The sequence below is a fragment of the Gaetbulibacter aquiaggeris genome, assembly GCF_044003965.1.
Lineage (GTDB): Bacteria > Bacteroidota > Bacteroidia > Flavobacteriales > Flavobacteriaceae > Yeosuana > Yeosuana aquiaggeris.
This window is the reverse complement of sequence record NZ_JBAWKC010000005.1, coordinates 53,428-76,564: the sequence shown is the minus strand read 5'-3', so window position 1 is coordinate 76,564 and position 23,137 is coordinate 53,428. Positions and strand designations below refer to the sequence as shown.

Genomic DNA, 23,137 nt, shown 5'->3' with positions numbered 1-23,137 from the left:
ATCCTATAATTCCGCTTAAAATAAACATAATTTAAACGACAAGATGAAATCAAAAAAATCTGTTTTTATTGCTCTTTTTCTAATTACTTCTAACTTATCCATGTTTGCTCAACTTACAAATGAGCAAGTTGATTCTTTAGTAAACAACGCTATGGAAACTTTTAAAGTTGCTGGTTCTGCCGTAGCTATTGTAAAAGATGGAAAAATCATTTATGAAAAAGGTTTTGGCGTTACATCAAAGGTGACGAATCAACCTGTTAATGAGCACACCAATTTTGCGATAGCTTCTAATAGTAAAGCCTTTACAACGGCCGCTTTAGCCTTATTAGTAGAAGAAGGGAAAATCAATTGGACCGATAAAGTCATAACGCATATTCCTGAATTTACTATGTATAATCCGTATGTTCAGCAAAATTTTAATATTCAGGATTTATTAACCCATCGCAGTGGTCTTGGTCTTGGTATGGGAGATCTAATGTTTTTTCCGGACGGCTCAGATTTTACTATAGATGATTTATTATCAAGTTTTCAGCATTTTAAACCCGTTTCTGCCTTTAGAACAAAATGGGATTATGATAATTTACTGTATTTAGTAGCGGGCGAATTAATAGCCAGAAAAACGGGTATGACTTGGGAAGAATTTATAAAAACCAGAATATTTGAGCCATTAGGAATGAATCATTCTTTTCCTGCTTTAAATTATATAACTGATAAAAGCAATCTCGCATCTCCCCATTCTACAACCAGTGGTAGTTTTAAAGTGTTGCCTGATTATCAGGAAATGATCAATGGTGCAGCAGGCGGAATTTACGCCAATGTTAATGATTTGTGTCAATGGATGTTAATGCAACTTAATAAAGGTAAATATGGAGACAATTTAAACAAGAATTTCTTCAAGGAGTCTACACAACAAGAAATTTGGAAAATACATACTACCACAAACGTTAACAGAAACCCACGATACAATTCGCATTTTGCTGGTTACGGTTTAGGATGGGATTTAACAGATAAAAAAGGGAATATGGTCGTGTCACATACAGGTGGTTTGCCAGGCATGTTGAGTAAAACCTTGTTAATACCGGATTTAAATCTTGGCATCGTCGTTTTAACAAATACAGAACCTGGAGGCTCAGGTTTGTTTTATGCCGTCTCATCAACAATTGAAGATAGTTATTTAGGGTTAGATGATTTTCAATGGACTGATAAATTGAGCAAATATTTAAAATCAAGAGAAGATAAAGGGGATGAGGTGACAAAAAAAGTTTGGGAAACTGTTGAAGCCAATAAAAAGAACAACGTAAATGAATCCAAGTATATTGGAATTTATAGAGATAGCTGGTTTGGGAATATGGAAGTTTTTAAAAAAGGAAATCAACTTTGGATGAAATCACATCGTTCACCTAAACTAAATGGCCCCATGTATTTTTATAATGCCAATACGTTTGCTATTAAGTGGGAATATCAAGATATGAATTGTGACGCATTCGCTATGTTTTCCCTAGATGAAAATGGAACAGGTCGAAGTATTAAAATGAAAGGTATCTCTCCAAACATTGACTTTAGTTTTGATTTTCATGATTTAGATTTACAAAGGGTAGAAGATTAAAATATTAGAGATAAGTACCTAACAAAATAAGAATGTTGGGTTATAATGTCTAAGCTTCAACTTCACTTTTCTTTATTTTTCTATAAGTATAAGTGTTGAAAATATTTCGTTTGGCGAAACGTGATAGTTTATCAGATTGACAAAATTTCACAAACAATGCTTTATTAACTCCGAAGAATTCATAAGTGTTACCATCTAAAAAAGTAACTTCTAATACTAAACCTTTATGATGCCAATCAATAATAGGGCTATTAATGGTTTCATTGTATGCTTCTAAATTATTAGCTTTAGTTTCTGGAGCAATGCTCACCAAAAAATGATAACCGTCAATAATTTGTCTGCTTTTTAATTCTGCTTCAACAGCCAATGAATCGCCAGCTTGAAATTTGTCAGGATGCCATTCTTTCACCAAATCTCTATAAGTAGACTTCAGTGTTTTTAAACTCATGTCTTGTTCAATACCAAACAATTTCTTGTATTCATTAATACGTTTCATAACGATTTTTTTGAAATAAGGCGCGAAGATATACTTTTTTAAAAAACTAGCACCCTATTAAATCATTATATGCAAATAATTAAATGGATAAGGGTGTAGAATAATTGAAAAGGATTGGTTTTGTTGAGCTTTAGGTTAAAACTTCATACTGGCAATAGTACGATCTTTTATACTATTCACAAAATACATTTTCATTACACCTTTATTTTTAACTTCAATTTCTCCTCTGTATTTGCACTTAAAGTAATCTTTAATTAAAAGATAAGTGTTTTCTGTGATATTAATTTTCCCTTCTCTTGAAGAAGCCTCCATTCTTGAAGCGACATTTACAGTATCTCCCCAAATGTCATAAGCAAATTTTTTAGTACCAACTACTCCAGCAACCACGGGTCCGGTATTAATACCAATTCTCACATCAAAATGTACAATGTCAGAATCATCGTTTTGTTTAGTATCTTCAACAAACTGCAGCATTTCAAAGGCAGCTAATGTTATTTTTAGTGCGTGGTCTTCCGTTGGAAAAGGCAACCCGCCAGCGCACATGAAGGAATCTCCGACAATTTTTATTTTTTCTAGTTCGTATTTTTCAATAATCTCATCAAAACGTGAAAAATAAAAGTCAATACTTTTTACAAGTTTCTCTGGAGCTAGACTTTCTGAATATTTTGTAAAGTCTTTAAAATCGGTAAATAATACGGAAACTGATTCAAATCTTTTTGCCTCAACTTTACCACTTGTTTTTAATTCTTGAGCGGTTTCTTCAGGAAGTATATTAAGTAAAAGATTATCTGACCTATTTTTTTCTTTTTCTATAATTAATTTTGTTCTGCTTATAAATTTGTTGCGCCTATAAAGTCCAAAGGCCAACAGCACTATTAAAAACAAGGCAATAGCAGTAGCAATCATCACTATGCGTTGATTTTTCTTTTGCTGATTTAAAAGGTTAACTTCGGATTGCTTCAGGTTAACTTCAGTCTGCTTTTTAGAAATTTCAAAATCTGTACGTAAGTCACCTATTTTTAGGACATTTTGTATGTTGGCTATACTGTCTTTATAAACCTGATATTTTTTAAAATAAGTGAGCGCTTCCTTAAAACTACCTGACTTTTCAAATAACCTTGAGATTTGAAGGTTGGCTTGGCTAATTTGTTCTTTTAAACCATATTTAGTTGCTATATCAAGACTTCTTTTTGAATAATTAAAAGCAGATTTCCAATCATTCTTGTTTAAGTAGATATCAGACATATAGGTCAGGTATTCTGAAATAGGCGAATACAATTCATGTTTTTCCATCATACCAATCGCTTCATTTATATTGGCTTCAGCTAAATCGTCTTTACCTTGTTCCGCATATATTATTCCCATATTGCCTAAAACATAAGCTTCTCCAATTTCACCCAAATTAATATCATTAGATTTTATTTTACGAAAAAGGAGGCCAGCTTCCATAAAATGTTCTATGGCCAGGTCATATTCTTTATTTGATAAATATTCGTCTCCTAGATTAAATAATCCATTGGCGAAATTCGACGTGTCATGTTCTTTCTTTAATAAATCGATACCATTTTTATAATAAGAAACCGCATTTTTATGGTTTTTCATTTCAGAATACACATCTGCAATGGTAATATTTACCAAGCCTATCTCTCTGTTATTATTATTTTTTGCTGCAATACTGGCGGCGTCGAAAAAACTTTCTAATGCCTGGGTATAATCGCCTTTAAATCTTAACGCATGTCCTTTGTTAATAAGGCCAATAAATAGATATTGAGTGGAATCTAATAATTTTGCTTTTTGAATAAGTTCGGCACTATATTGAAGTTTTTTTTGAGGATCAGAATGATTAATAGAAAGTTCATTTAAAATAATTAATTGATCTTTTTCGTCATAACCACCCATTCTATAAACAGATTCTAAACTATCCAAAAGAGACTTTTTTTGCGAAAAAGAAGTGTTGGAAACAAGACAAAAAAAGCCTATTAATAAATAGGCTTTTAAAGGAAATATATCTTGAAAGGATAATTTAAACATCATTAGTAATTAAACAATATCTTAATTCTATGGCTGTACTGATATTTTTGGATCTATATTAAAAGTGCCGCCATTTTGATTACCATTATTAAAAACTTTAAATTTTATAGCGTATTTTTCAGTCTGGCCATTTGTTCCCACTTTGACCACTCCAACTACTTCTTCGGGTGACCCCCCATTACCATTTAAAACATTTTGATCGAACACATTGTCACCACCATGGTAATTAATTGAAGAAATATTGACAGTGTGATTATCGGGGTCATTTGAAGATTGGCCTCTCCAAACAATAGTGTCACCGGCATTGACAACCGTAGTAAATTCCTGAATATTGCCACTTGATGTAATCACTTGACCATCTGGTGATTCTGATGTAAAGTAACAAGTCTCTAACTCATTTTGACTGTTAATTTGTTCTGTATTAACATGTAAAGTAATGTAATGCGTTTGTTGGGAAAACGAAGTTGTAATTACAAAAAATAGTAAAAATACAAGAACTAGAGATAAGCGATTTGTTGTTTTCATTAAGATAAAATTAGTTGGTTAATTAAAAAATAGTCGATACCTAGTAAAATGGGATATCATTTACATATTTAAGTAGGATATTTTTACTTGTAATTTGGAAGTTTAAGTAATAGCAAAAAATAAATATAGTAAATAATAACTTACAAAGGAACTATTTTTTCAGCTTACATCAATTTGTTATTTAAATTATCAGTAAAAACATATTAGTTATTGTGTAAATATTTGACAATTAGAGATTTTAATTGCCTATTGATATAAGAGTATTAAATGTTATTTTAATAATGAAAATAGTAAATAATAAGGTTTTACTATTTGACTTTTTCATAGTTTTGCAGCTTTAAAAAAAAACACTATGATTTCAGTTGATAATTTAGCTGTAGAATTTGGAGGTCAGTCTTTATTTAAAGAGGTTTCCTTTACTATAAATGAAAATGATAAAATTGCCCTAATGGGTAAAAATGGCGCTGGAAAATCAACCATGATGAAGATTATTGCCGGTGAGCAAAAGCCCTCTCGTGGCCATGTTCGTTTTCCGAAAGATGCCATTATAGCTTATTTGCCTCAGCATTTATTAACTGACGATAACTGTACTGTTTTTGAAGAGGCTTCAAAAGCCTTTAATCATATTTTTGAAATGCGTGATGAGATGGATCGTCTCAACAAAGAGTTGGAAACCAGAACGGATTATGAATCTGATGACTACATGAATATCATCACTAAAGTTTCAGATCTAGGAGAAAAATATTATGCGCTTGAAGATGTTAATTATGATGCTGAAGTAGAAAAGGCCTTAAGAGGGTTGGGTTTTAAACGTGAAGATTTTAATAGATTTACTAGTGAATTTAGTGGTGGTTATCGCATGCGTATTGAGTTAGCCAAAATATTATTACAAAAGCCAGATTTGATATTGTTGGATGAGCCAACCAATCATATTGATATTGAATCCGTTATTTGGCTCGAAGACTTTTTAATCAATAAGGCAAAGGCTGTGATGGTTATTTCTCATGATAAAGCCTTTATTGATAATATTACCAATAGAACCATTGAGGTTACTATGGGCCGCATTTATGATTATAAAGCCAACTATTCACACTATTTGCAATTGCGTGAAGACCGAAGAACACATCAAGTGAAGGCGTATAATGAGCAACAAAAATTTATTGCGGATAATATGGCTTTTATTGAACGTTTTAAAGGAACGTATTCAAAGACTAATCAGGTCAATTCCAGGGAACGCATGTTGGAGAAACTGGAGATTATTGAAATTGATGAGATTGATACGTCGGCTTTAAAATTGCGTTTCCCACCGGCACAACGTTCAGGAGATTATCCGGTAACAGTCAAGGATCTATCTAAATCATATGAAGAACATGTTGTCTTTAAACATGCCAATATGTCTATCTCGAGAGGAGAAAAAGTATCCTTTGTAGGGCGTAATGGAGAAGGTAAATCAACTATGATTAAAGCGATTATGGGTGAAATTGAAGTAGACGGTCAGTGTCATTTAGGGCACAATGTTAAAGTGGGTTACTTTGCTCAAAATCAAGCATCATTATTAGATGAGAATTTAACCATTTTCCAAACCGTTGATGAGGTTGCAGAAGGAGATGTTAGAACTCAAATCAAAAACATATTAGGTCGCTTTATGTTTAAAGGGGATGATATTGATAAAAAAGTAAGTGTGCTTTCCGGTGGGGAAAAAACCAGACTAGCCATGGTGAAACTACTGTTGGAGCCAGTGAATTTATTGATTCTGGATGAGCCTACAAATCACCTTGATTTAAAGTCGAAAGACGTATTAAAAGAAGCTTTGTTATCTTTTGATGGCACCTTAATTTTGGTGTCTCATGATAGAGATTTTCTTCAAGGTTTATCTCAAAAAGTATTTGAGTTTAAAGACCAGCGCGTTATTGAACATTTTGAAACTATTGACGACTTTTTAGTAAGAAACCGTATAGAAAATTTAAAACAGATTGATTTGAAAAATTAAATTTGGACTTGGCTTACACACAAATGTTGTTACATTTCGTTTAACGTCTGGTGACACTAAATGAATTCAGAAAAAAAACGCTATAAATTTTCTTCAATCAGTTCTACTTGAACAACCTGGCTCATGGGGTAAACAGATGGTCCAAACTGGTTGTACATCGCCACATCAGCGGCATCATGCCCATAGCCAATAGCGACATAGCCGCCTTTTGGGCCGGCTTGGGTGGCGTCAAAAGTGTACCAGCGACCACCAACATAAGCTTCAAACCAGGCATGCATATCCATAGGTTCTAAATTGTATAAATAACCTACTACCATTCGTGCTGGAATACTAAGGCTTCGGCACAATGCAATGCCTAAATGAGCTAAATCTCTGCAAACCCCGGATTGCTTGAAGTTAACCTCAATGGCCGAAATAGGATAATTGGAACTTCCTGGAATATAGCTTATAGTATTGCGCAACCAGGTTTCGATAGTGGCTACTTGATCGTAGCCAGGGCTTTGATGAGCAGTAATTGACATAGCCATTTCACTAAACCTATCAGATTCGCAATACCTACTTGGTAATAAATAACTAAGCACAGAATCTGGTAAATTCTGGATTTCTATGAATGCGGCTCCAAAACCTACATCTACAAGTTCGGAAGTTTTAATATCGGCTTTTGTGCAAATGGAGAAATGACCAGGAGGAGCAACCAAACGTTGACAAAGGTTTCCATAATTGTCTGTAAATTCAATCACAGAGATATTTGGAGTTATTTTGAATTCGTCAGATGCTACCCATTGTTGTAAACCACTTCTAGGGCGTAACATTAATATAAAAGGTGTCGTAACTTCTATATCAAAAGTTAAGTCACAACTAATTCGTAACCACATAAATAAAGTATAAAATAAAATGAGTAAAAGTACTATAACGGCTAGCTTTTCAAAAGTAGATGATTAAATACAGAAGTATATTAAATTCAAGTTATTTGTTTAAGAAAAAAGGCATTATAATGAATAGTGAAAATACAATGATGATTTATTGAAATTTTAATATTTCAAAAAGCTTTTTTACCCCTTGAGTAGCGGTTTCCGCAATTACAGTTAGGTTCTTTTTGGTTTCTAAGGCAGGTTTTGGATCAATAAAATAGGTTTTGGTATTTTCAGGTATATAATGAATCAAACTTGCTGCAGGATACACTTTCATAGAGGTTCCAATAACCACTAGAATATCAGCCGTACTACAAACGTCAATAGCTTTTTCAATCATAGGTACTGCTTCACCAAACCAAACAATATGAGGTCTAAGCTGATAGCCTTTTTTACAGGTATCTCCTAAAAGTAAATCTGTTTTCCATATTTGAATATCATTTTCATCAAACGTACTTCTCACTTTTAGGACTTCACCGTGCAAATGAATAACATTTGTGCTTCCCGCCCGTTCGTGCAAATCGTCAATGTTTTGAGTGATTATGCTAACTTTATAATAGTTCTCTAATTGGGCCAAATCAAAATGACCGGAGTTGGGCTTAACACTTAAGAGTTGCCTACGTCTTTGGTTGTAAAAATCTAAAACTAATGTGGGATTTGAAATAAAACCTTCAGGTGAAGCAACTTCTGTTACATCATGACCTTCCCATAGACCATCCGCTTCTCTAAAGGTTTTGAGCCCGCTTTCAGCACTCATGCCAGCTCCGGTGAGGACAACAATATGTTTCATATAGTAATAAATATTTCAGGTTGGTACATCGTAAACATGGTTATAGTTAAAAATGTACATTAACTAAAATAATGATTTTGGTAAGATTATTTTTCTATTTTGTAACTAAAATATTTTTTATAATTTTAGACCATCAACAGACCAACTAATTAATAGCGTTTATGATTTTCTTCCTCCTCACTTTACTCATAGTGGCAATTATTATTATGCTCGCCTTTCTGGCGCCTAAAAGATATGAGGTAAGCAGAAGTGTCATAATTGACAGACCACATAGTGGTGTCTTTGAGTATTTAAAGTATATTAAAAATCAGGATCATTGGTCTCCTTGGAAAAAGAAAGATCCTAACATGAAACAAGAATATTTTGGAATTGATGGTGAGGTTGGTTTTATAGCAAAATGGGAAGGCAACAGTGATGTTGGTTCTGGAGAGCAGGAAATACTTGAAATTGTTCAGAATGATAGGATAGAGGCAGAATTACGTTTTGTCAAACCATGGAAATCGACTTCTCATGCCATTACTAAAGTTGAAAATTTAGGTAAAATGCAGACCAAAGTGACTTGGGGTTTTTCAGGAGAAAATAAATTTCCAGCAAATATATTTATGCTATTTTACAATATGGATAAAGCAGCTGGAAAGGATTTTGAAGAAGGCTTAAACAGTCTTAAAGCCTTATTGGAAAAAGCCTAATGAACAAACATTGAGTTTTATAATCTATTAGTTCTTCCTCTGCTCAAAAGTTTATATTCTTCATAACATTCACTAATAGCATCTAATATTTGTAGATCATTAGCTGTTTGAATAAAACCTTTAGAGTAGTTGCATTGGCTCACAATTTCATCTAAATCTACACGATCAACTTGTAACAAAGCAGTAAGCATTTCTCTGTCAAATCGTGATGCAAGAAGATTCCTGATTTCATCATCCTGTTTCATTTTTTTGAGTTTTCGCATTTCATTTGGTTTCTTACCAAACATCCTATTCAAAAAATCGGCCGGATTAAATATAGAACCTAATACTCTTGTTATGGCTGTTGGTGAACTGGCCTCATAACCTGTGCCTGGTAACCCTGAAATACTATAACGGTAGTTATTGTTTATGGGAACTTGCTTAATATCAACCTCTAAATAACCTGTTAGTTTTAATTGATTGATGACAATTTCCTCCAAAGCTAAAGCCACTTCTGTCAATTCTATTTTAGAGCTTCCAAACTTAATCCAGTCATTGGTCACTCTCACTTTGATGGATTTAAAACCTAAATATGAAAAATGTAAGGTGTCATTCGGTTTAGCCTTTATTTCAAATTCCCCTTTACTATTAGTGGCCGTTCCTATAACCTCATTTAAGTTCACAATATTTACACTTTCAAGCGGCGTGTCATCAGCACTATTTATTACAACTCCTTTAACACTCGTAGTGATTTCTTGAGAAAAACAAAATAGCGTTGTTAGTAAAAAGGTAAATAGGAATAAATACTTTTTCATTCAATTTTTAATTAGGTATAAAAATAGTAAACTAAATGTCAAATTTTATACCAGTGTAATATTTTGACTTAAAATTAACAAACCTCTTTGTGATAAACAAAGAGGTTTGATTTATAAATTATCTTCTTGAACGTCTTGGTCTGTCAAAACCAGATGCCGAAGATTTAGAATCTGAACTGCCAGCACGTCTTGGTTTAGAGCTACTATCTGAACGTCTTCTTTCACTTCTGTTTCCGGAATCAGATCCAAAACTTCGTTTTTCACTTCTTGGGCCAGAGCCACTGCGTCTATCACTTCCTCTGCTTTCTCCGCCTTTTCTGTCATCACGTCTTGGGCCACGACTTCTGCTTCTGCTTCTATCGCCACCGCGGTTTTCAGAAACTTCAACATTTACAAATCTATCATTATGTTTAAAGTCTGTAAAAAAGGCTAAGACCTTTTCTTTCAGTTCTTTTTCAGTATTAAAAAAGGAAAAACTGTCCTTAACTTCCACTTTAAAAACATCATCTCTGCCTAATTCTAATATGTCTTTTAAAAAGTCCTTTAAACTCATCCAGTCATAACCATCTTTACTACCTACATTAATAAAATAACGCACGGAGTCTGATGATTTTGAAAATTCACGCTCATCAGATGATGAACTTTCAACATTTAAATTTTTTGATTTTTGATAGTAATTAAAGAAACGGGTAAATTCAACAGAGAAGAATTTTTTAATTAAATCTTCTTTGCTTGAATCTGCAAATAATTCATTGATACTAGATAAATATTTATCAATTTCATGATTGATTTCTGTGTTATGAATTTTATTGGCGAGTGACATTAATTGTACTTCGCAAATTTCCATACCATCAGGAATTTCCTTTTTTATGAACTCTTTTTTAATGATGCGTTCAATGCTTTTTATTTTGCGCACTTCACTTTTTGATACAAGTACCATGGAAATACCCGTTTTACCTGCTCGTCCTGTACGTCCGCTCCTATGTGTATATGTTTCAATTTCATCAGGTAACTGGTAGTTTATTACATGCGTAATATCATCAACATCAATGCCACGTGCAGCCACATCTGTAGCAACCAGCATTTGAATTTGTTTGTTTCTGAAAGATTTCATTACCAAATCACGTTGATTTTGACTTAAATCACCATGTAAGGCTGCTGCACTATACCCATCTTCAATAAGTTGCTCAGCTACTTTTTGTGTATCGCGCTTGGTTCTGCAAAAAACTACTGAAAAGATATCAGGATTGGCATCAGATAATCGTTTTAAGGCAGAATACCGGTCTCTTGAATTAATAAGAAAATATTCATGAGACACTTGGTTTGTACTTTCATTTTTGTTACCAACCGTGATTTCTACAGGACTACGCATGAATTTTTTAGCGATGTTAGAAACCTCTTGAGGCATAGTTGCAGAAAACAACCAGGTGTTTTTTTCTTTTGGTGTATATGATAAGATATCAGTAATATCTTCATAGAAGCCCATGTTTAGCATTTCATCAGCTTCATCTAAAACAGCAAATTCAATTTTGGAGATATCAACCAGTTTACGGTTTATCATATCCTTCATTCTACCCGGAGTAGCCACAATTATTTGAGCTCCTTTTTTGACATCTCTGGCTTGATCAGTAATACTGGCTCCACCATAAATAGCAACCACATTAAGTCCTTTACAATATTTACCATAAAGTTTTATTTCATTGGTAATTTGCAAACAAAGCTCGCGAGTTGGTGATAAAATAAGCCCTTGGGTAGTTCTGCTATCAATATTAATTTTTTGAAGCATTGGGAAGCCAAAAGCGGCCGTTTTACCGGTTCCGGTTTGAGCTAAAGCTACCAGATCAGTATCTTTTTCTAGTAAAATGGGGATGGTTTTGATTTGAACATCGCTGGGTGTTTCAAAACCTAAATCTGTAATAGCGTGTAATAGGTCTTCGTTAAGACCCAATTGTTGGAATGTGTTCATTCTTATGTAAGTATTCGATTTTATTATGTGGTGTTACATAAGAAGCGAATCGACATACTTAACCTTAACCTTCTTGTAACACATCCTCACTCTGAGGAATATAAACCCATATTCTGGATTTCAAGCGGCAAAGATACACTTTTATTTTTATTCCTGTGATTTTATTTTTAGGCTATTTTGAAACGCTTTTCACTCTATCTATATAAAAAAAAAGGATACTATTTCAATCGTTAACACTATCCTTTTTGTGCAATTTTTGAAATCAAAATGCTGCCGAGAATTATAATTTGGACTATGAAATTGAATAAACCATGATGAAATTAAGTAATGAACGTTGAATTATGGCTTTTTGACGTTTATAAATAATTAACTAGTATAATTGAAAAACAGAACACTACATTCGGTATATATAATTCTTTAAAGGTAAAGAGTTAAGTATTAACTTCTCTATATGTAATAATTAAACTATAGTATTACTCAACCTCCACTTTTACATGCGCAATTTTATTATAATATTTTCCCTTCTTGTGATTGGTAACAAAATATATTTTTAATCATTTTAAAATCAACCAATTATGAAAAAAACAATTTATGTATTGATGTTATTAATTTTTGTATGTATGTCGTGTAGTCAGGATGAAGCTATTAGTACTCCTGAAATAGATTCAGCAAATTTGTCTTCGTCAGTTAGCAAAAGTCATAAATCATCAGCAAAACAAGTAGACATTCAAAAGTATCAACGCGTAGCAAAGATTATGGCGGTAAATAATCTAGGCCAAGGTGCCTACTTCATTGAACCAACGGACGATGGTTACCGTTTAGGGATTGCTAAGAATGTGGTAATGGAAATCGACTGGGAGACGTTCACATTCACATTTATCAGTGGTGAGTTTGCAGATTTTGAAGGTAGTTATGGAAAAGGTGATTTCTGGCGGACGAATCCAGATGGGACTGTTTCAGTCAAATTAACAACTAACCAGGCTCTTGCAGGCTACTTTAACATTGAAACAGGAGAGTTTTACTCTGGCACTGGAAATATGAATACAAAATTCACATTTACAAGTGAAGAATTCTGTTATGTGGATGAAGTCACTGGAGAGGAGTTTTGTGAAACTTTTCTCTATCAAGATCCCAGCAATAATGCGTGGGTAATTCACGGCAATGCTGCTCTTACTTTGAACGGTGCTGGAGGAAAATCACGCATGTTGCAAATGTGGTGGAATGTTAATCCCGGCGGAGGATGGGAAAATGCACATATTGATTTTAGTCTAAAATAACCGAAGTTTTTTTAGCTATAATTGACTATGATAAAAACGGGTCGGCTTAAAATACCGGCCCTTTTTTATTTTAAATTGCTTACTAAAATTACATTATTGAGCAAAAAACGTCATTATGACCTAGGTTACTGGTAATTAGTCGTTTAAAATAATTATTTTTATTTTTATATTTAATTTTTCACTAACTTTTCAAAGAATAAATTAAGTAACTCCCTAATTAATAGCATATTTAAAATTTTGAATGGATTAATTCAATGAATCCATAATGTGCCCTTTTTACTACCTATTTGGCTAGGTTTAAGTTATCGTATATTAAATTGTTATGATTATAAACAACGCAATACTGCAATTACTAATCAATTATATAACCAATTAAAACCAACCAATTATGAAAACAATTTTTAAGTTTACACTTTTATTTGTAATTCTGTTTGCATTTTCATGCAGCACGGATAAGACCCTGGAGTCTGAAATAAACCTAGAGGCAGTGAGTGCCAAATCTCAGAAGGGCGAAAATTCTGTTTTGAAAGTATTAGCTAAAGGCGCTGCCCTGCACGGAGCCAACGGTATTGACATTGGACCAGATGGTAATCTTTACGTTGCTAGTGTTAATGGTCAGGATATTTCAGTGATAAACAAGAATGATGGCAAGATCATCAAAAGATTTGGACCAGGCAATGGTGTATTGGGTCCTGATGATTTGGTGTTTAATCCTGACGGTCAATCGCTCTACTGGACTGATATTCTGACCGGATTTGTAGGTAGAATGGATTTGGATGGCAATCAGTTGGGGTACCAATTTGTTGCACCTGGTGTTAACCCAATTACTTTCTCATCAGATGGACGTCTCTTTGTGGGACTTGATTTTCTGGGTGACGGGCTATATGAGCTTGACCCCGATCTTATTGAGCCTCCACGACACATCATAGCATCGACTGCAGCAAACCCTTATCCTCTTGGTTTTTTAAATGCTTTTGATTTCGGTACAGACGGGCGCTTATACGGACCTCTGTTTGCAGCAGGTTTAGTAATCAGTGTAAATGTCGGTAATTCTGGAGATCCTGTTTCTACAGACCCTTTTGGTGATGGAACTGTACAGATATTGGCAGGTGGCTTTAAAAACCCAGCGTCTGCAAAGTTCGGACCAGATGGACTTCTTTATGTGTTGGATCAATCAGGTGAGGTTTTTAAAATAAACACTTTAACCGGTGAAAAAACACTGTTCACTGCCCTTCAGCCAGGGTTAGATAATATGGTCTTTGATGAAGATGGTACCTTGTATATGACCAATAATGACGAAGGCTGGGTGGCCGAGATACTCAAAAGTGGGCAAGCTCGTATAATTAGTAAAGGGGGAATGATACAACCTCAAGGCTTGGCAGTTTTATCAGGACCCAATAATAAGGATATTGTGTATGCAGCTGATCTCTTTTTGTTGAGACAATTCGATGGAAATAGTGGCCAACAGTTGAATGATTATAAAGGGTATTTAGTCCCTATACAACCGGAGGTAGGTGTTGCGTCTCTAATTTTACCAATGAATGTTTCTGCTGATGGGGTCAACCTGATAATTTCTTCCTGGTTTAGCAGTGCCGTGCAGGTCTGGAATCCTGATCCTCTAATTGGGGTCATCGAGAATTATCCTATAGGAACACTTGAAGTTCCTGGTAGTCCTATGGATGCCATTCGCTTCAAGAACGGTATTATCGTATCAGAGGCAAATAGGGGTGAGCTAATCTGGGCAAGTGACCAATCGTTGATAGCCACGCTGGTTGAACCTAGTGGTTTGGCTACCGATGGTGAAACCTTATGGGTGGCTGACAGGTCTACAGGTGAAATTTATAAATTGGATTATGATGGTACAAACCTGACCGCACCAGTTTCTGTTGCATCCGGCCTTCAGAATCCAGAAGGACTTGCCTTTGAAAAAGACGGAAGCTTGGTGGTGGTGGAGTCTGGTGCATCCCGTCTATCCCGTATCGACTTGTCAAAAGAGGCAGGTAAAAACGTCACTACGCTTGTAGAAAATCTTGAACTTAGCGGGCCTGGTCTGGAGATTCCTTCAACATGGTTCTTTGACGGGGTAGCCGTTGGTTCATCAGGTGACATCTATATTTCGGGAGGCGGAAAGAATGTCATTTATCGCGTACCCCAAAATAAGGTTCGTTAAGACCAATGAAGACAAGGTTTCCAACCTTAAGCATTATAGCGTCTTGTTTAGAAAAAAGGACTATTAATTTTTAAACAGGTCATAATTAACATACAGTTTATGGTGAAATCACTTATTAAACTTATGTAATAAATTTGGAATTTCTTTATCGGTAATCATCTTTTCTAAAAAAATGATTACCGATATTTTTTTAGAAAACAACTATTTTTTTAAATTCATAATGCGTTCTAATAAAGTAGGATGCGAATAATGCATAAATACATAGGCTTTATGAGGTGTTAAATTGCTTAAACTATTTTTTGATAGTTTTTTAAGTGAGGTGATTAATGGTTCTGCTTTATAGGTTTTTTTTGCATAGTTGTCCGCCTGATATTCAAAAACTCTGGAAAAGTAATTCATAATTAAACCTGTTATTTCAGAAATAGGAGAGTACAGCAAACCAAAGGCTATCAACCCAATATGAAAACTTGGTATTTCAACCCCTATGGCATTAGAAAGCAAAGGATTATTAATGAATAAAGATAAAATATAAAGTGTCAATCCGGTCAAAAATATAGAGGTTACTAAGTTGAAAATAATGTGCTTTTTTTTATAATGTCCAACCTCATGTGCCAGTACAGCTACAATTTCTTCTTCATCTAGATCATTAATTAAAGTGTCGTATAGCGTCACTCGTTTTTCTCTTCCAAAACCAGAAAAATAAGCATTTGCTTTTGTGCTTCTTTTTGAACCATTAAGCACAAAAATTTTGTCTAATTTAAAACCAACTGTTTTGGCATATTCAGAAATCTTTTCTCTTAAACTTCCTGTTTCTAAAGGTATTTGTTTATTAAATAGTGGGACAATTAATCTCGAATAAAACATATTCATAAATATGCTGACAACGGCTACTAAGGCCCAGGCATAAAGCCAAAATTGTGAGCCACTTATTTGATAAAACCAAATGATAAGGGCTAATATACCACCACCTAAAATAATCATCATAATCCATCCTTTTAATTTATCAAGAATAAAGGTTTTTTTAGTGGTTTTATTAAACCCGAAGCGCTCTTCAATTACAAAGGTGCTATAGTATGAGAATGGTGTGGTTAAAATATCGCTACATAACATTATAATGCCAAAGAAAATTAGAGCAATGATGATAGGGTTCTGACTATAACTTCGCGCAATAGTATCAACAAATTCAAATCCGTCCACAAACAGAAAACCCAAGGTTAAAATAACAGAAAATGTGGAGGTTATAATTTCAAATTTATAATTGGTTGCTTTATAGTCCTGAGATTTCTTGTATTCAGACTCATCATAGACATCTATTAGCTCCTTTGGCAAGGCATCTTTATAATGCCGGGCATTAAGTGCATTTAAAATTTTATCAACAATAAAATTGATAATGATAATAGCGATTATGATATAGAAAAGGGTGGTAGCTGTCATATCTTAAGGTCATTGCGAGATTTTGTAAAAGCCGTGGTAATCTGTTTAATATTAGTTATATTACTTCAGTCATACTTCCTTAGTAATGACGTTTTAATTAAAATTTCGTTGTCTTTTGGCTTCAAAAATAAGTATTCCGGCAGCAACAGACACATTCATGGAATCTATTTCTCCCTGCATGGGGATAATTATATTTTGAGTGGCATTTTTTATCCATTCATCACTCAACCCAGTAGCTTCGGTTCCTACTACAATAGCGGTTGATTGCGCATAATCCTGTGTATTGTAATGAACTGAAGCCTGCAAGGCCGCGCAATAGATGTTAATATGTCGTGTTTTTAAAAAATCAATAATTTCTGAAGTGCTGCCAAGTGCAATTTGTTTGGTGAAAACACAACCCACACTAGATCTGATAATATTAGGATTGTATAAATCACTTTTTGGGTTAGCAATAATTACGGCATCAACATTAGCGGCGTCAGCAGTTCTTAAAAGGGCACCAATATTTCCTGGTTTTTCGGGTGCTTCAGCTATTAATATGAGTGGGTTTTTAGTTGCAAAATGTATGGTTTCTAAATCATGTGATTTGCATTTAGCTATAGCTATTACGCCTTCAGTGGTATCGCGATAAGCCAATTTTTGAAAAACCTCTTTAGATATTTCTATGAGTTCTGTTTCTGGAGAAACCAACGGACTAATTTGAGATTCTGAAATTAATTCTGGTAAAAATAAAATGGTTTCAATAGCATAATGGCCCTTTAATGCTAATGATAATTCACGTTGACCTTCAATTAAAAACAAGCCGGTTTTCTTGCGTTCTCTTGATTTGTCTTTTAGCTGAACAAGCTGTTTTATAAATGGGTTTTGTAAACTGAAAATTTGCTTAATCATAATAGTGCACAAAAATAAGTATTTATAAAACTAGTTTAAATAAAAGAGCGAGCTAAATAGCTCGCTCTTTTAGATTACTGATTATTATATTTTTCAGAATAGCGTTTCCAAAGCTCTGTTTGATGTGTTTCTAGACTAATTTCTCTACCATCAATAAAAGCATGTGTTAAAATATTAGTACGCATATCTAAAGCGTCCCCTTCAGAAATAAATAAGGTAGCACTTTTTCCTGTTTCTAAAGATCCATATTTATCATCAATTTCTAATATTTTTGCAGGATTAAGGGTGATTAATTTTAAGGCTTGTTCTTTATCTAATCCATAAGCAGCACAAGTGCCAGCGTAAAAGGGTAAATTACGTGCGTTTATACGTTCTGTATCATGGAAGTCCGTCTGTAAAGCGACTAAGACTCCTTGATCAACTAATAATTTAGCTGCTTTATAAGGTAAATCATAATCTTCGTCTTCTGATTTTGGAAGAGAATGTACATGTTCCAATAAAACAGAGACATCATTGTCTTTTAATAATCCAGTAACTTTATAAGCCTCATGTCCACCAACAATAACTATGTTTTTTATGTCGTTATTTTTTGAAAAATTAATAGCATCGATGATGCCTTTTTCATTGTCAACATGGATAAATAGTTTTTTTGAACCCTTAAAAAGACCATCCATTGCATCAAAAGGAAGATTCGTTTTAGATTTTTTACCTTTATGATAGACTTTACTGTTATTGATGTAATCAGTAAGTTCCTTAACTTGTTCAGTATATTTATCGTTCGCTTTTAGTCTCGTATCTCCACCTAACTGCCAATCGCCTCTTGTAAAACAACTTGGCCAATTTAGATGAATACCGTCATCAATTTTTACGGCAGCGTCTTCCCAGTTCCAGGCATCAAATTGCACCACAGAAGAGGTTCCAGAAATTCGTCCGCCTCTTGGTGTAATTTGCCCTAAAAGAATGCCGTTTGGTCGCGTTGATTCTACTATTTTAGATTCGGCATTATAGGCTATAAGACTTCTGATATGTGGATTCCAGGTTCCTATTTCCTTCTCATCAATAGATGCACGAACATAATCAATTTCAACTAAGCCTAAAGTGCTATTTGGTATTATAAAACCCGGATATACATGTTTATCATTGACCTTTATAATTTTCATTCCTGTTAAATCCATTTTAACCAATTTTCCGTCATGGACTGCAGAGATTTTTCCATCTTTTAAAATAATCAAACTGTTTTCTATAATGGTGCCATTTCCAATATGAGCTGTTGCTCCAACAATAGCGATGTCTTGGGATTGTTTGGAGGCGGGTGTTTGTTGTGCTATCATTATTAAAGAACACAACATTACGATATATGATATTATTTTTTTCATCTTAACCAGTTTTATATTTCATTATCCATTGAATCACAATGTAATAGTTCTTTTTCTTTCTTTTTTGCAGGTTGGGTTTTTGAACCTTTATTTTTAGCCTGTAACATCATATTTATGAGCTCATTTTTTTCTTTTCGAATGTCAGAACGCATCCTTTCATCATGTTTTAAATCAAAATAAGTAATGCCTTCAATCATCGTTTTTTCAGCTTTAGCATAAATTGATAGGGGATTATCAGACCACAAAACCACATCGGCATCTTTACCAACTTTAATACTTCCTACACGATTATCAATATGTAAAAGTTTCGCTGGATTTAAGGTTACAAACTTCCAGGCCTCTTCTTCACTCATGCCGCCGTATTTAATAGATTTCGCTGCTTCTTGATTCAGTCTTCTAGCCATTTCTGCATCATCACTATTAATAGCCACTGTAACACCAGCATTATGCATAATGGCAGCGTTATAAGGAATAGCATCGTTAACTTCGAATTTATAGGCCCACCAATCGCTAAACGTAGAGCCGCCAACACCATGCTCAGCCATTTTATCTGCAACTTTATACCCTTCTAGAATATGGGTAAAAGTGTTAATGTTAAAGTTGAATTTTTTAGCAACCTTCATCAACATATTAATTTCACTTTGTACATAAGAATGACAAGAAATGAAACGTTCTTTATTTATAATTTCTGCCAGAACCTCTAATTCTATATCTTTTCTGAAAGGTTTGCCACTTTTCTTTAAAACATCATATTCTTTTGCTCTGGTAAAATAATCTATATACACTTGCTCAACACCCATTCTAGACTGTGGAAATCTTACAATTTCAGATTCTCCCCAATTAGATTGTTTGACGTTTTCCCCTAAAGCAAATTTGATAAACTTTGGAGTTTCTGTATAAATTAGATTATCGGCAGATTCACCCCATTTTAGTTTGATGATTGCTGAGCGGCCTCCAATAGGGTTTGCTGATCCATGCAATATTTGTATAGAAGTAACGCCGCCAGCAAGGTTTCTGTAAATATTGGTATCTGTTTCATCAATTACATCTTCAATACTCACCTCGGCTGAGGAGTTTTGCCCGCCTTCATTAACTGATGCGGATGCAATATGCGAATGCTCATCAATAATACCTGCAGTTAAATGTTTGCCCGAAGCATCCACAACAGTCGCGCTTGAATCAGAAAGATCTTTACCAATTTTTGCTATTTTACCGTTTTTAATTAATACATCTGTATTTTCTATAATGCCATCTTTTTCGTTAGTCCAAACAGTGGCGTTTTTAAATAAAATAGTTTCAGCTTTTGGTAATTCACTAAATCCAAAGGCTTTATTAGGATAGGTAAGAGGAAAAAGTTGGTTATTTTCTTTTTCATCTTTTTCGTCCATTGATTTTGATTTTTCATCTTGATCTTCTTCGGAAAGGGAAGCATAAAAAGGGAACTCATTTCCGTTAGGCATAATAGATTTGCCCTGGAGGGTTTTATCTGTATCTACATGAGCATTAATTCTTATAAATTCTTGTTTGGTAGAATCAATGGTTCTCATAGAAATATTAACCCAATTATTGTCATAAGTTATTTTAGAACTTAAAGTTTTTTCATTACTGGTTATTTCTAACTTTGGCTTACTTAATTCTCCTTTAATTGACATTTTAAAATCTTCCCCAGCCAAACCAAACTTATAATCACCTCTAATGTCAACTGTATTCATATCTTCAATAATGGTTTTGCTTCCTTGTACCCAGTTTTCGTAAAGAACAGTTTTTTCATCAAAAATATCACCAGATGTAATTAGAAAATTGGCCAGACTGCCATTTTTAAGTGAACCAATCAGGTCTTGTTTTCCTATAATTTGTGCAGGAATAGTAGTTAAAGCTTCTAAGGCTTTTTCTGTTGATAGTCCTGCCTCAATAGCTTTTAGAAGGTTAGATTTAAAATCTTTCGGTGATTTTAAATCATGCGTAGTAAATGCAAATGTAACATTGTTGTCGGCTAAAATTTTTGGGTTTGATGGCCTTTGGTTCCATGCACGCATATCACTCAAAGAAAGAAGGGAGGCTAAGAAGGTGTTTTCAACATCATAGGCATCCGGAAAATTTAATGGTAAGATAAGTTTTGCATTAGTAGCTTTTATGTCATTAACACGTTCATATTCATCACCGCCTCCAAGCATCACATATTGGATGCCATAAGGATCTCCTACTTTATCCGCTCTTAGAATGTTTGCTCTACTACCGGCTTCAAAAAACTGCACGAGCGCTTTGTTATTATTTAATGCTTCCAGTGATAAATCTTTGGTTTTAATATTACCTTTAATGTACCAGTCTGCATCAATATAAAGTTGTTTTAATAAGGCAATGCTTCCCATGATAGAAGAAGGATAAGATTGCGAAGATGTGACACTTTTATTAAAAGAAAAATATTGCCCCGAGGCATCATCAATGACTCGATATTCATTGCCATTGGCATTATTTAAGGCAATAAGAGTTCCAGTCCCTCTAACCACGCCATCTTGAATATGCGTATTAACAACACCAAAACCTGCTTTTAGCAATTCTGTAGCTGCTTTTGAATCATATTTAAATTTGTCGATCGCTTTGTTTTCAGGCATGACATGGTCATTCCAGTAAAACCCTGTTCTGGACGCATCATACTGAACTGTTCCGCCTTTTGAAGCGGGGCGTTTTGGTTTTTTAACCCCAAAATCTGAGTATAAATCAATAAAAGAAGGATAAATACTTTTTCCTTTAACATCAATAATGACTGAGTTTTTTGGAATGATAACAGACGTTCCTGAAGCTATTATTTTACTATCTTTAATAAGAAGCGTTCCGCTTTCAATTACCTGAACAGGTGTTATAAAAATCTTTGCATTTGTAATAGCTGTATAATTTGTATTAGTAGCCATTACTCCATCATTTTTTGGAAAATATTCTTGTGCACTCAATGTCAAAGTGCATAAAACCGCTATTAACACCGCATATTTTTTTATCATCTTAAAATAGTTGAAATTAGTTTTAAATATAGACCTTTAAGCTATAGCTATTGACTTATTGATTCAATTTTAACTTATTATAGAGAATTATTTTCAAAATAATTAACCATTAACGCCACTACATAACTATAACTTTTCATGCCTTTATCTTGTTTATTGGCTTTTAGATAAGAACTATAGGTGATTTTAAAAAGAGGTTCGGCCGGATTTTCATAGGCTTCCCAAAATACACGCATTTCTTTAAAATTTTTTAAGATGCCTTTATTTACCGTTTCTGAAATGGAGTCAAATAAGGTTTCATCACGTTTATAAATTTCATTCAAACAAAAGCGAAGCGCAAAGGTATATCCAGAATATTTAAAGTAAATATCATCATGATTAATAGCGGCTAAACAACCTATAAAATTAGCTTCATTTTCTGCTGCGTAGCCCAATTGGTGTGCAATTTCATGTGAGGCTGTTGTTGGAAAAATATAAACAGGAATTAAAGCATCTACCTGAGATTCAAGAGTCAATGGGTTTAAATAACCACTAAAACCCATATATGTTAATGGTAAGCTAAACAATGATTTTTTGATGCTTTTTGGGTGGTATTCAAGATGGGGATAGTGCTTTTTTAAATTATTATAACCTAAAGGGACTAATTTTAAAATCTCGCTTTTACTGTAAGGAATTGCAATTGGCAAGGTATCATTTTTAATGATTTCAGAATGCACTTGATTCGATATAACAATTAGCTTTTTGGTAACATCAACAAGTTGCTCTGTAGTGTAATCAGATTTTAAGCCCAAGCTTTTATAGAGGGGTAAGCGGTAATAATTGATTCCCCAAAGCAAATGAAAAGTAAAATATAGAATAGATACCGCAGAAAAAACATCTATCAACCAATTTTTGCTGTCTGTTTTTATCCGTTTAAAATTTTTTATAAGCCATCTTATGATATAAATAATTGCAAACGCATACACTAAATCACCAAAAGAGAATGGAACCCAGCCCAACATATACCGGAATACTTTAGATATATATGGGTACATGCCATTACTATAATAAGTTTCAACAAACTCCGGATAATGAGACAGCCATTTTATCAATAGATATTGAGGAATAATTGATAGTGCTATAATAGCTTTTTTATGTTTCAACATGTTTCAAAAATAAGGAAATGTTTATTAATCCTAGTTAGTTATGTTATCTT

17 protein-coding genes are annotated in these 23,137 nt (G+C 33.8%); 5 read left to right on the top strand and 12 right to left on the bottom strand.

Going from position 1 to position 23,137, the window contains the following annotated elements:
• The first annotated feature begins 43 nt into the window (after positions 1 to 43).
• Positions 44 to 1,606 (top strand): serine hydrolase, encoded by a 1,563-nt coding sequence (locus V8G56_RS13745; protein ID WP_395439034.1) that lies wholly within the window; start codon positions 44 to 46, stop codon positions 1,604 to 1,606.
• 49 nt (positions 1,607 to 1,655) lie between these two features.
• On the opposite strand, the gene V8G56_RS13740 is transcribed toward V8G56_RS13745, so the two are convergent.
• The 3 genes from V8G56_RS13740 to V8G56_RS13730 form a co-directional block, all read right to left on the bottom strand.
• Entirely contained in the window at positions 1,656 to 2,102 is a 447-nt protein-coding gene (locus V8G56_RS13740) for a KTSC domain-containing protein (RefSeq protein ID WP_331628515.1), read from the bottom strand.
• A gap of 135 nt (positions 2,103 to 2,237) precedes the next feature.
• Positions 2,238 to 4,136 (bottom strand): adenylate/guanylate cyclase domain-containing protein, encoded by a 1,899-nt coding sequence (locus tag V8G56_RS13735; protein ID WP_395439033.1) that lies wholly within the window; start codon positions 4,134 to 4,136, stop codon positions 2,238 to 2,240.
• Between the two features lie 24 nt (positions 4,137 to 4,160).
• A complete protein-coding gene (locus V8G56_RS13730) occupies positions 4,161 to 4,658 on the bottom strand; it encodes a hypothetical protein (RefSeq protein WP_395439032.1) in 498 nt (165 codons plus the stop codon).
• A 352-nt stretch (positions 4,659 to 5,010) separates the two neighbouring features.
• Between V8G56_RS13730 and V8G56_RS13725 the strand changes: the two genes are divergently transcribed.
• A complete protein-coding gene (locus V8G56_RS13725) occupies positions 5,011 to 6,648 on the top strand; it encodes an ABC-F family ATP-binding cassette domain-containing protein (protein WP_395439031.1) in 1,638 nt (545 codons plus the stop codon).
• A gap of 80 nt (positions 6,649 to 6,728) precedes the next feature.
• On the opposite strand, the gene V8G56_RS13720 is transcribed toward V8G56_RS13725, so the two are convergent.
• Both V8G56_RS13720 and V8G56_RS13715 read right to left on the bottom strand, forming a co-directional pair.
• The gene (locus V8G56_RS13720; RefSeq protein ID WP_395439030.1) at positions 6,729 to 7,523 is read right to left on the bottom strand and encodes a transglutaminase domain-containing protein; all 795 of its coding nucleotides are present in this window, start codon (positions 7,521 to 7,523) and stop codon (positions 6,729 to 6,731) included.
• 145 nt (positions 7,524 to 7,668) lie between these two features.
• Positions 7,669 to 8,349 carry an SIR2 family NAD-dependent protein deacylase gene (locus tag V8G56_RS13715; protein ID WP_395439029.1) on the bottom strand — a complete coding sequence of 227 codons (681 nt, stop codon included), beginning with the start codon at positions 8,347 to 8,349 and terminating at the stop codon, positions 7,669 to 7,671.
• A gap of 161 nt (positions 8,350 to 8,510) precedes the next feature.
• On the opposite strand from V8G56_RS13715, the gene V8G56_RS13710 reads away from it, so the two are divergent.
• A complete protein-coding gene (locus V8G56_RS13710) occupies positions 8,511 to 9,038 on the top strand; it encodes an SRPBCC family protein (RefSeq protein WP_395439028.1) in 528 nt (175 codons plus the stop codon).
• A 17-nt stretch (positions 9,039 to 9,055) separates the two neighbouring features.
• Here V8G56_RS13710 and V8G56_RS13705 read toward each other — a convergent pair whose 3' ends face one another.
• Both V8G56_RS13705 and V8G56_RS13700 read right to left on the bottom strand, forming a co-directional pair.
• Positions 9,056 to 9,832 carry a carboxypeptidase-like regulatory domain-containing protein gene (locus tag V8G56_RS13705; protein WP_331631278.1) on the bottom strand — a complete coding sequence of 259 codons (777 nt, stop codon included), beginning with the start codon at positions 9,830 to 9,832 and terminating at the stop codon, positions 9,056 to 9,058.
• 118 nt (positions 9,833 to 9,950) lie between these two features.
• Positions 9,951 to 11,798, bottom strand: coding sequence for a DEAD/DEAH box helicase (locus tag V8G56_RS13700; protein ID WP_395439027.1), 1,848 nt, complete (start codon positions 11,796 to 11,798; stop codon positions 9,951 to 9,953).
• 620 nt (positions 11,799 to 12,418) lie between these two features.
• Between V8G56_RS13700 and V8G56_RS13695 the strand changes: the two genes are divergently transcribed.
• Both V8G56_RS13695 and V8G56_RS13690 read left to right on the top strand, forming a co-directional pair.
• Positions 12,419 to 13,075: a hypothetical protein gene (locus V8G56_RS13695; protein ID WP_395439026.1), complete on the top strand. Its 657-nt coding sequence runs from the start codon at positions 12,419 to 12,421 to the stop codon at positions 13,073 to 13,075.
• A 388-nt stretch (positions 13,076 to 13,463) separates the two neighbouring features.
• Positions 13,464 to 15,245, top strand: a complete 1,782-nt coding sequence (locus V8G56_RS13690) for a hypothetical protein (RefSeq protein WP_395439025.1) — start codon at positions 13,464 to 13,466, stop codon at positions 15,243 to 15,245.
• 201 nt (positions 15,246 to 15,446) lie between these two features.
• Here the strand turns inward: V8G56_RS13690 and V8G56_RS13685 are convergent, their stop codons facing one another.
• The 5 genes from V8G56_RS13685 to V8G56_RS13665 all read right to left on the bottom strand — a co-directional run bounded on the left by V8G56_RS13685 (position 15,447) and on the right by V8G56_RS13665 (position 23,087).
• Positions 15,447 to 16,679: a M48 family metallopeptidase gene (locus V8G56_RS13685; RefSeq protein ID WP_395439024.1), complete on the bottom strand. Its 1,233-nt coding sequence runs from the start codon at positions 16,677 to 16,679 to the stop codon at positions 15,447 to 15,449.
• A gap of 93 nt (positions 16,680 to 16,772) precedes the next feature.
• Positions 16,773 to 17,570 (bottom strand): TrmH family RNA methyltransferase, encoded by a 798-nt coding sequence (locus V8G56_RS13680; protein ID WP_395439023.1) that lies wholly within the window; start codon positions 17,568 to 17,570, stop codon positions 16,773 to 16,775.
• A gap of 74 nt (positions 17,571 to 17,644) precedes the next feature.
• Positions 17,645 to 18,946 carry an amidohydrolase family protein gene (locus V8G56_RS13675; RefSeq protein WP_395439022.1) on the bottom strand — a complete coding sequence of 434 codons (1,302 nt, stop codon included), beginning with the start codon at positions 18,944 to 18,946 and terminating at the stop codon, positions 17,645 to 17,647.
• Positions 18,947 to 18,957: 11 nt separating this feature from the next.
• On the bottom strand, positions 18,958 to 21,942 hold the full coding sequence (locus V8G56_RS13670; RefSeq protein ID WP_395439021.1) for an amidohydrolase family protein: 2,985 nt from the start codon (positions 21,940 to 21,942) through the stop codon (positions 18,958 to 18,960).
• A gap of 77 nt (positions 21,943 to 22,019) precedes the next feature.
• Entirely contained in the window at positions 22,020 to 23,087 is a 1,068-nt protein-coding gene (locus tag V8G56_RS13665; RefSeq protein WP_395439020.1) for a DUF3810 domain-containing protein, read from the bottom strand.
• Between the last annotated feature and the right edge of the window lie 50 nt (positions 23,088 to 23,137).

Bases quoted from the DNA above. Each gene is read 5' to 3' on its own strand.
- V8G56_RS13665 (WP_395439020.1), bottom strand. From the start codon at position 23,087: ATGTTGAAACATAAAAAAGCTATTATAGCACTATCAATTATTCCTCAA.
- V8G56_RS13675 (WP_395439022.1), bottom strand. From the start codon at position 18,946: ATGAAAAAAATAATATCATATATCGTAATGTTGTGTTCTTTAATAATG.
- V8G56_RS13725 (WP_395439031.1), top strand. From the start codon at position 5,011: ATGATTTCAGTTGATAATTTAGCTGTAGAATTTGGAGGTCAGTCTTTA.
- V8G56_RS13710 (WP_395439028.1), top strand. From the start codon at position 8,511: ATGATTTTCTTCCTCCTCACTTTACTCATAGTGGCAATTATTATTATG.
- V8G56_RS13705 (WP_331631278.1), bottom strand. From the start codon at position 9,832: ATGAAAAAGTATTTATTCCTATTTACCTTTTTACTAACAACGCTATTT.
- V8G56_RS13735 (WP_395439033.1), bottom strand. From the start codon at position 4,136: ATGATGTTTAAATTATCCTTTCAAGATATATTTCCTTTAAAAGCCTAT.
- V8G56_RS13730 (WP_395439032.1), bottom strand. From the start codon at position 4,658: ATGAAAACAACAAATCGCTTATCTCTAGTTCTTGTATTTTTACTATTT.
- V8G56_RS13680 (WP_395439023.1), bottom strand. From the start codon at position 17,570: ATGATTAAGCAAATTTTCAGTTTACAAAACCCATTTATAAAACAGCTT.
- V8G56_RS13690 (WP_395439025.1), top strand. From the start codon at position 13,464: ATGAAAACAATTTTTAAGTTTACACTTTTATTTGTAATTCTGTTTGCA.
- V8G56_RS13715 (WP_395439029.1), bottom strand. From the start codon at position 8,349: ATGAAACATATTGTTGTCCTCACCGGAGCTGGCATGAGTGCTGAAAGC.
- V8G56_RS13740 (WP_331628515.1), bottom strand. From the start codon at position 2,102: ATGAAACGTATTAATGAATACAAGAAATTGTTTGGTATTGAACAAGAC.
- V8G56_RS13745 (WP_395439034.1), top strand. From the start codon at position 44: ATGAAATCAAAAAAATCTGTTTTTATTGCTCTTTTTCTAATTACTTCT.
- V8G56_RS13670 (WP_395439021.1), bottom strand. From the start codon at position 21,942: ATGATAAAAAAATATGCGGTGTTAATAGCGGTTTTATGCACTTTGACA.
- V8G56_RS13720 (WP_395439030.1), bottom strand. From the start codon at position 7,523: ATGTGGTTACGAATTAGTTGTGACTTAACTTTTGATATAGAAGTTACG.
- V8G56_RS13700 (WP_395439027.1), bottom strand. From the start codon at position 11,798: ATGAACACATTCCAACAATTGGGTCTTAACGAAGACCTATTACACGCT.
- V8G56_RS13695 (WP_395439026.1), top strand. From the start codon at position 12,419: ATGTCGTGTAGTCAGGATGAAGCTATTAGTACTCCTGAAATAGATTCA.
- V8G56_RS13685 (WP_395439024.1), bottom strand. From the start codon at position 16,679: ATGACAGCTACCACCCTTTTCTATATCATAATCGCTATTATCATTATC.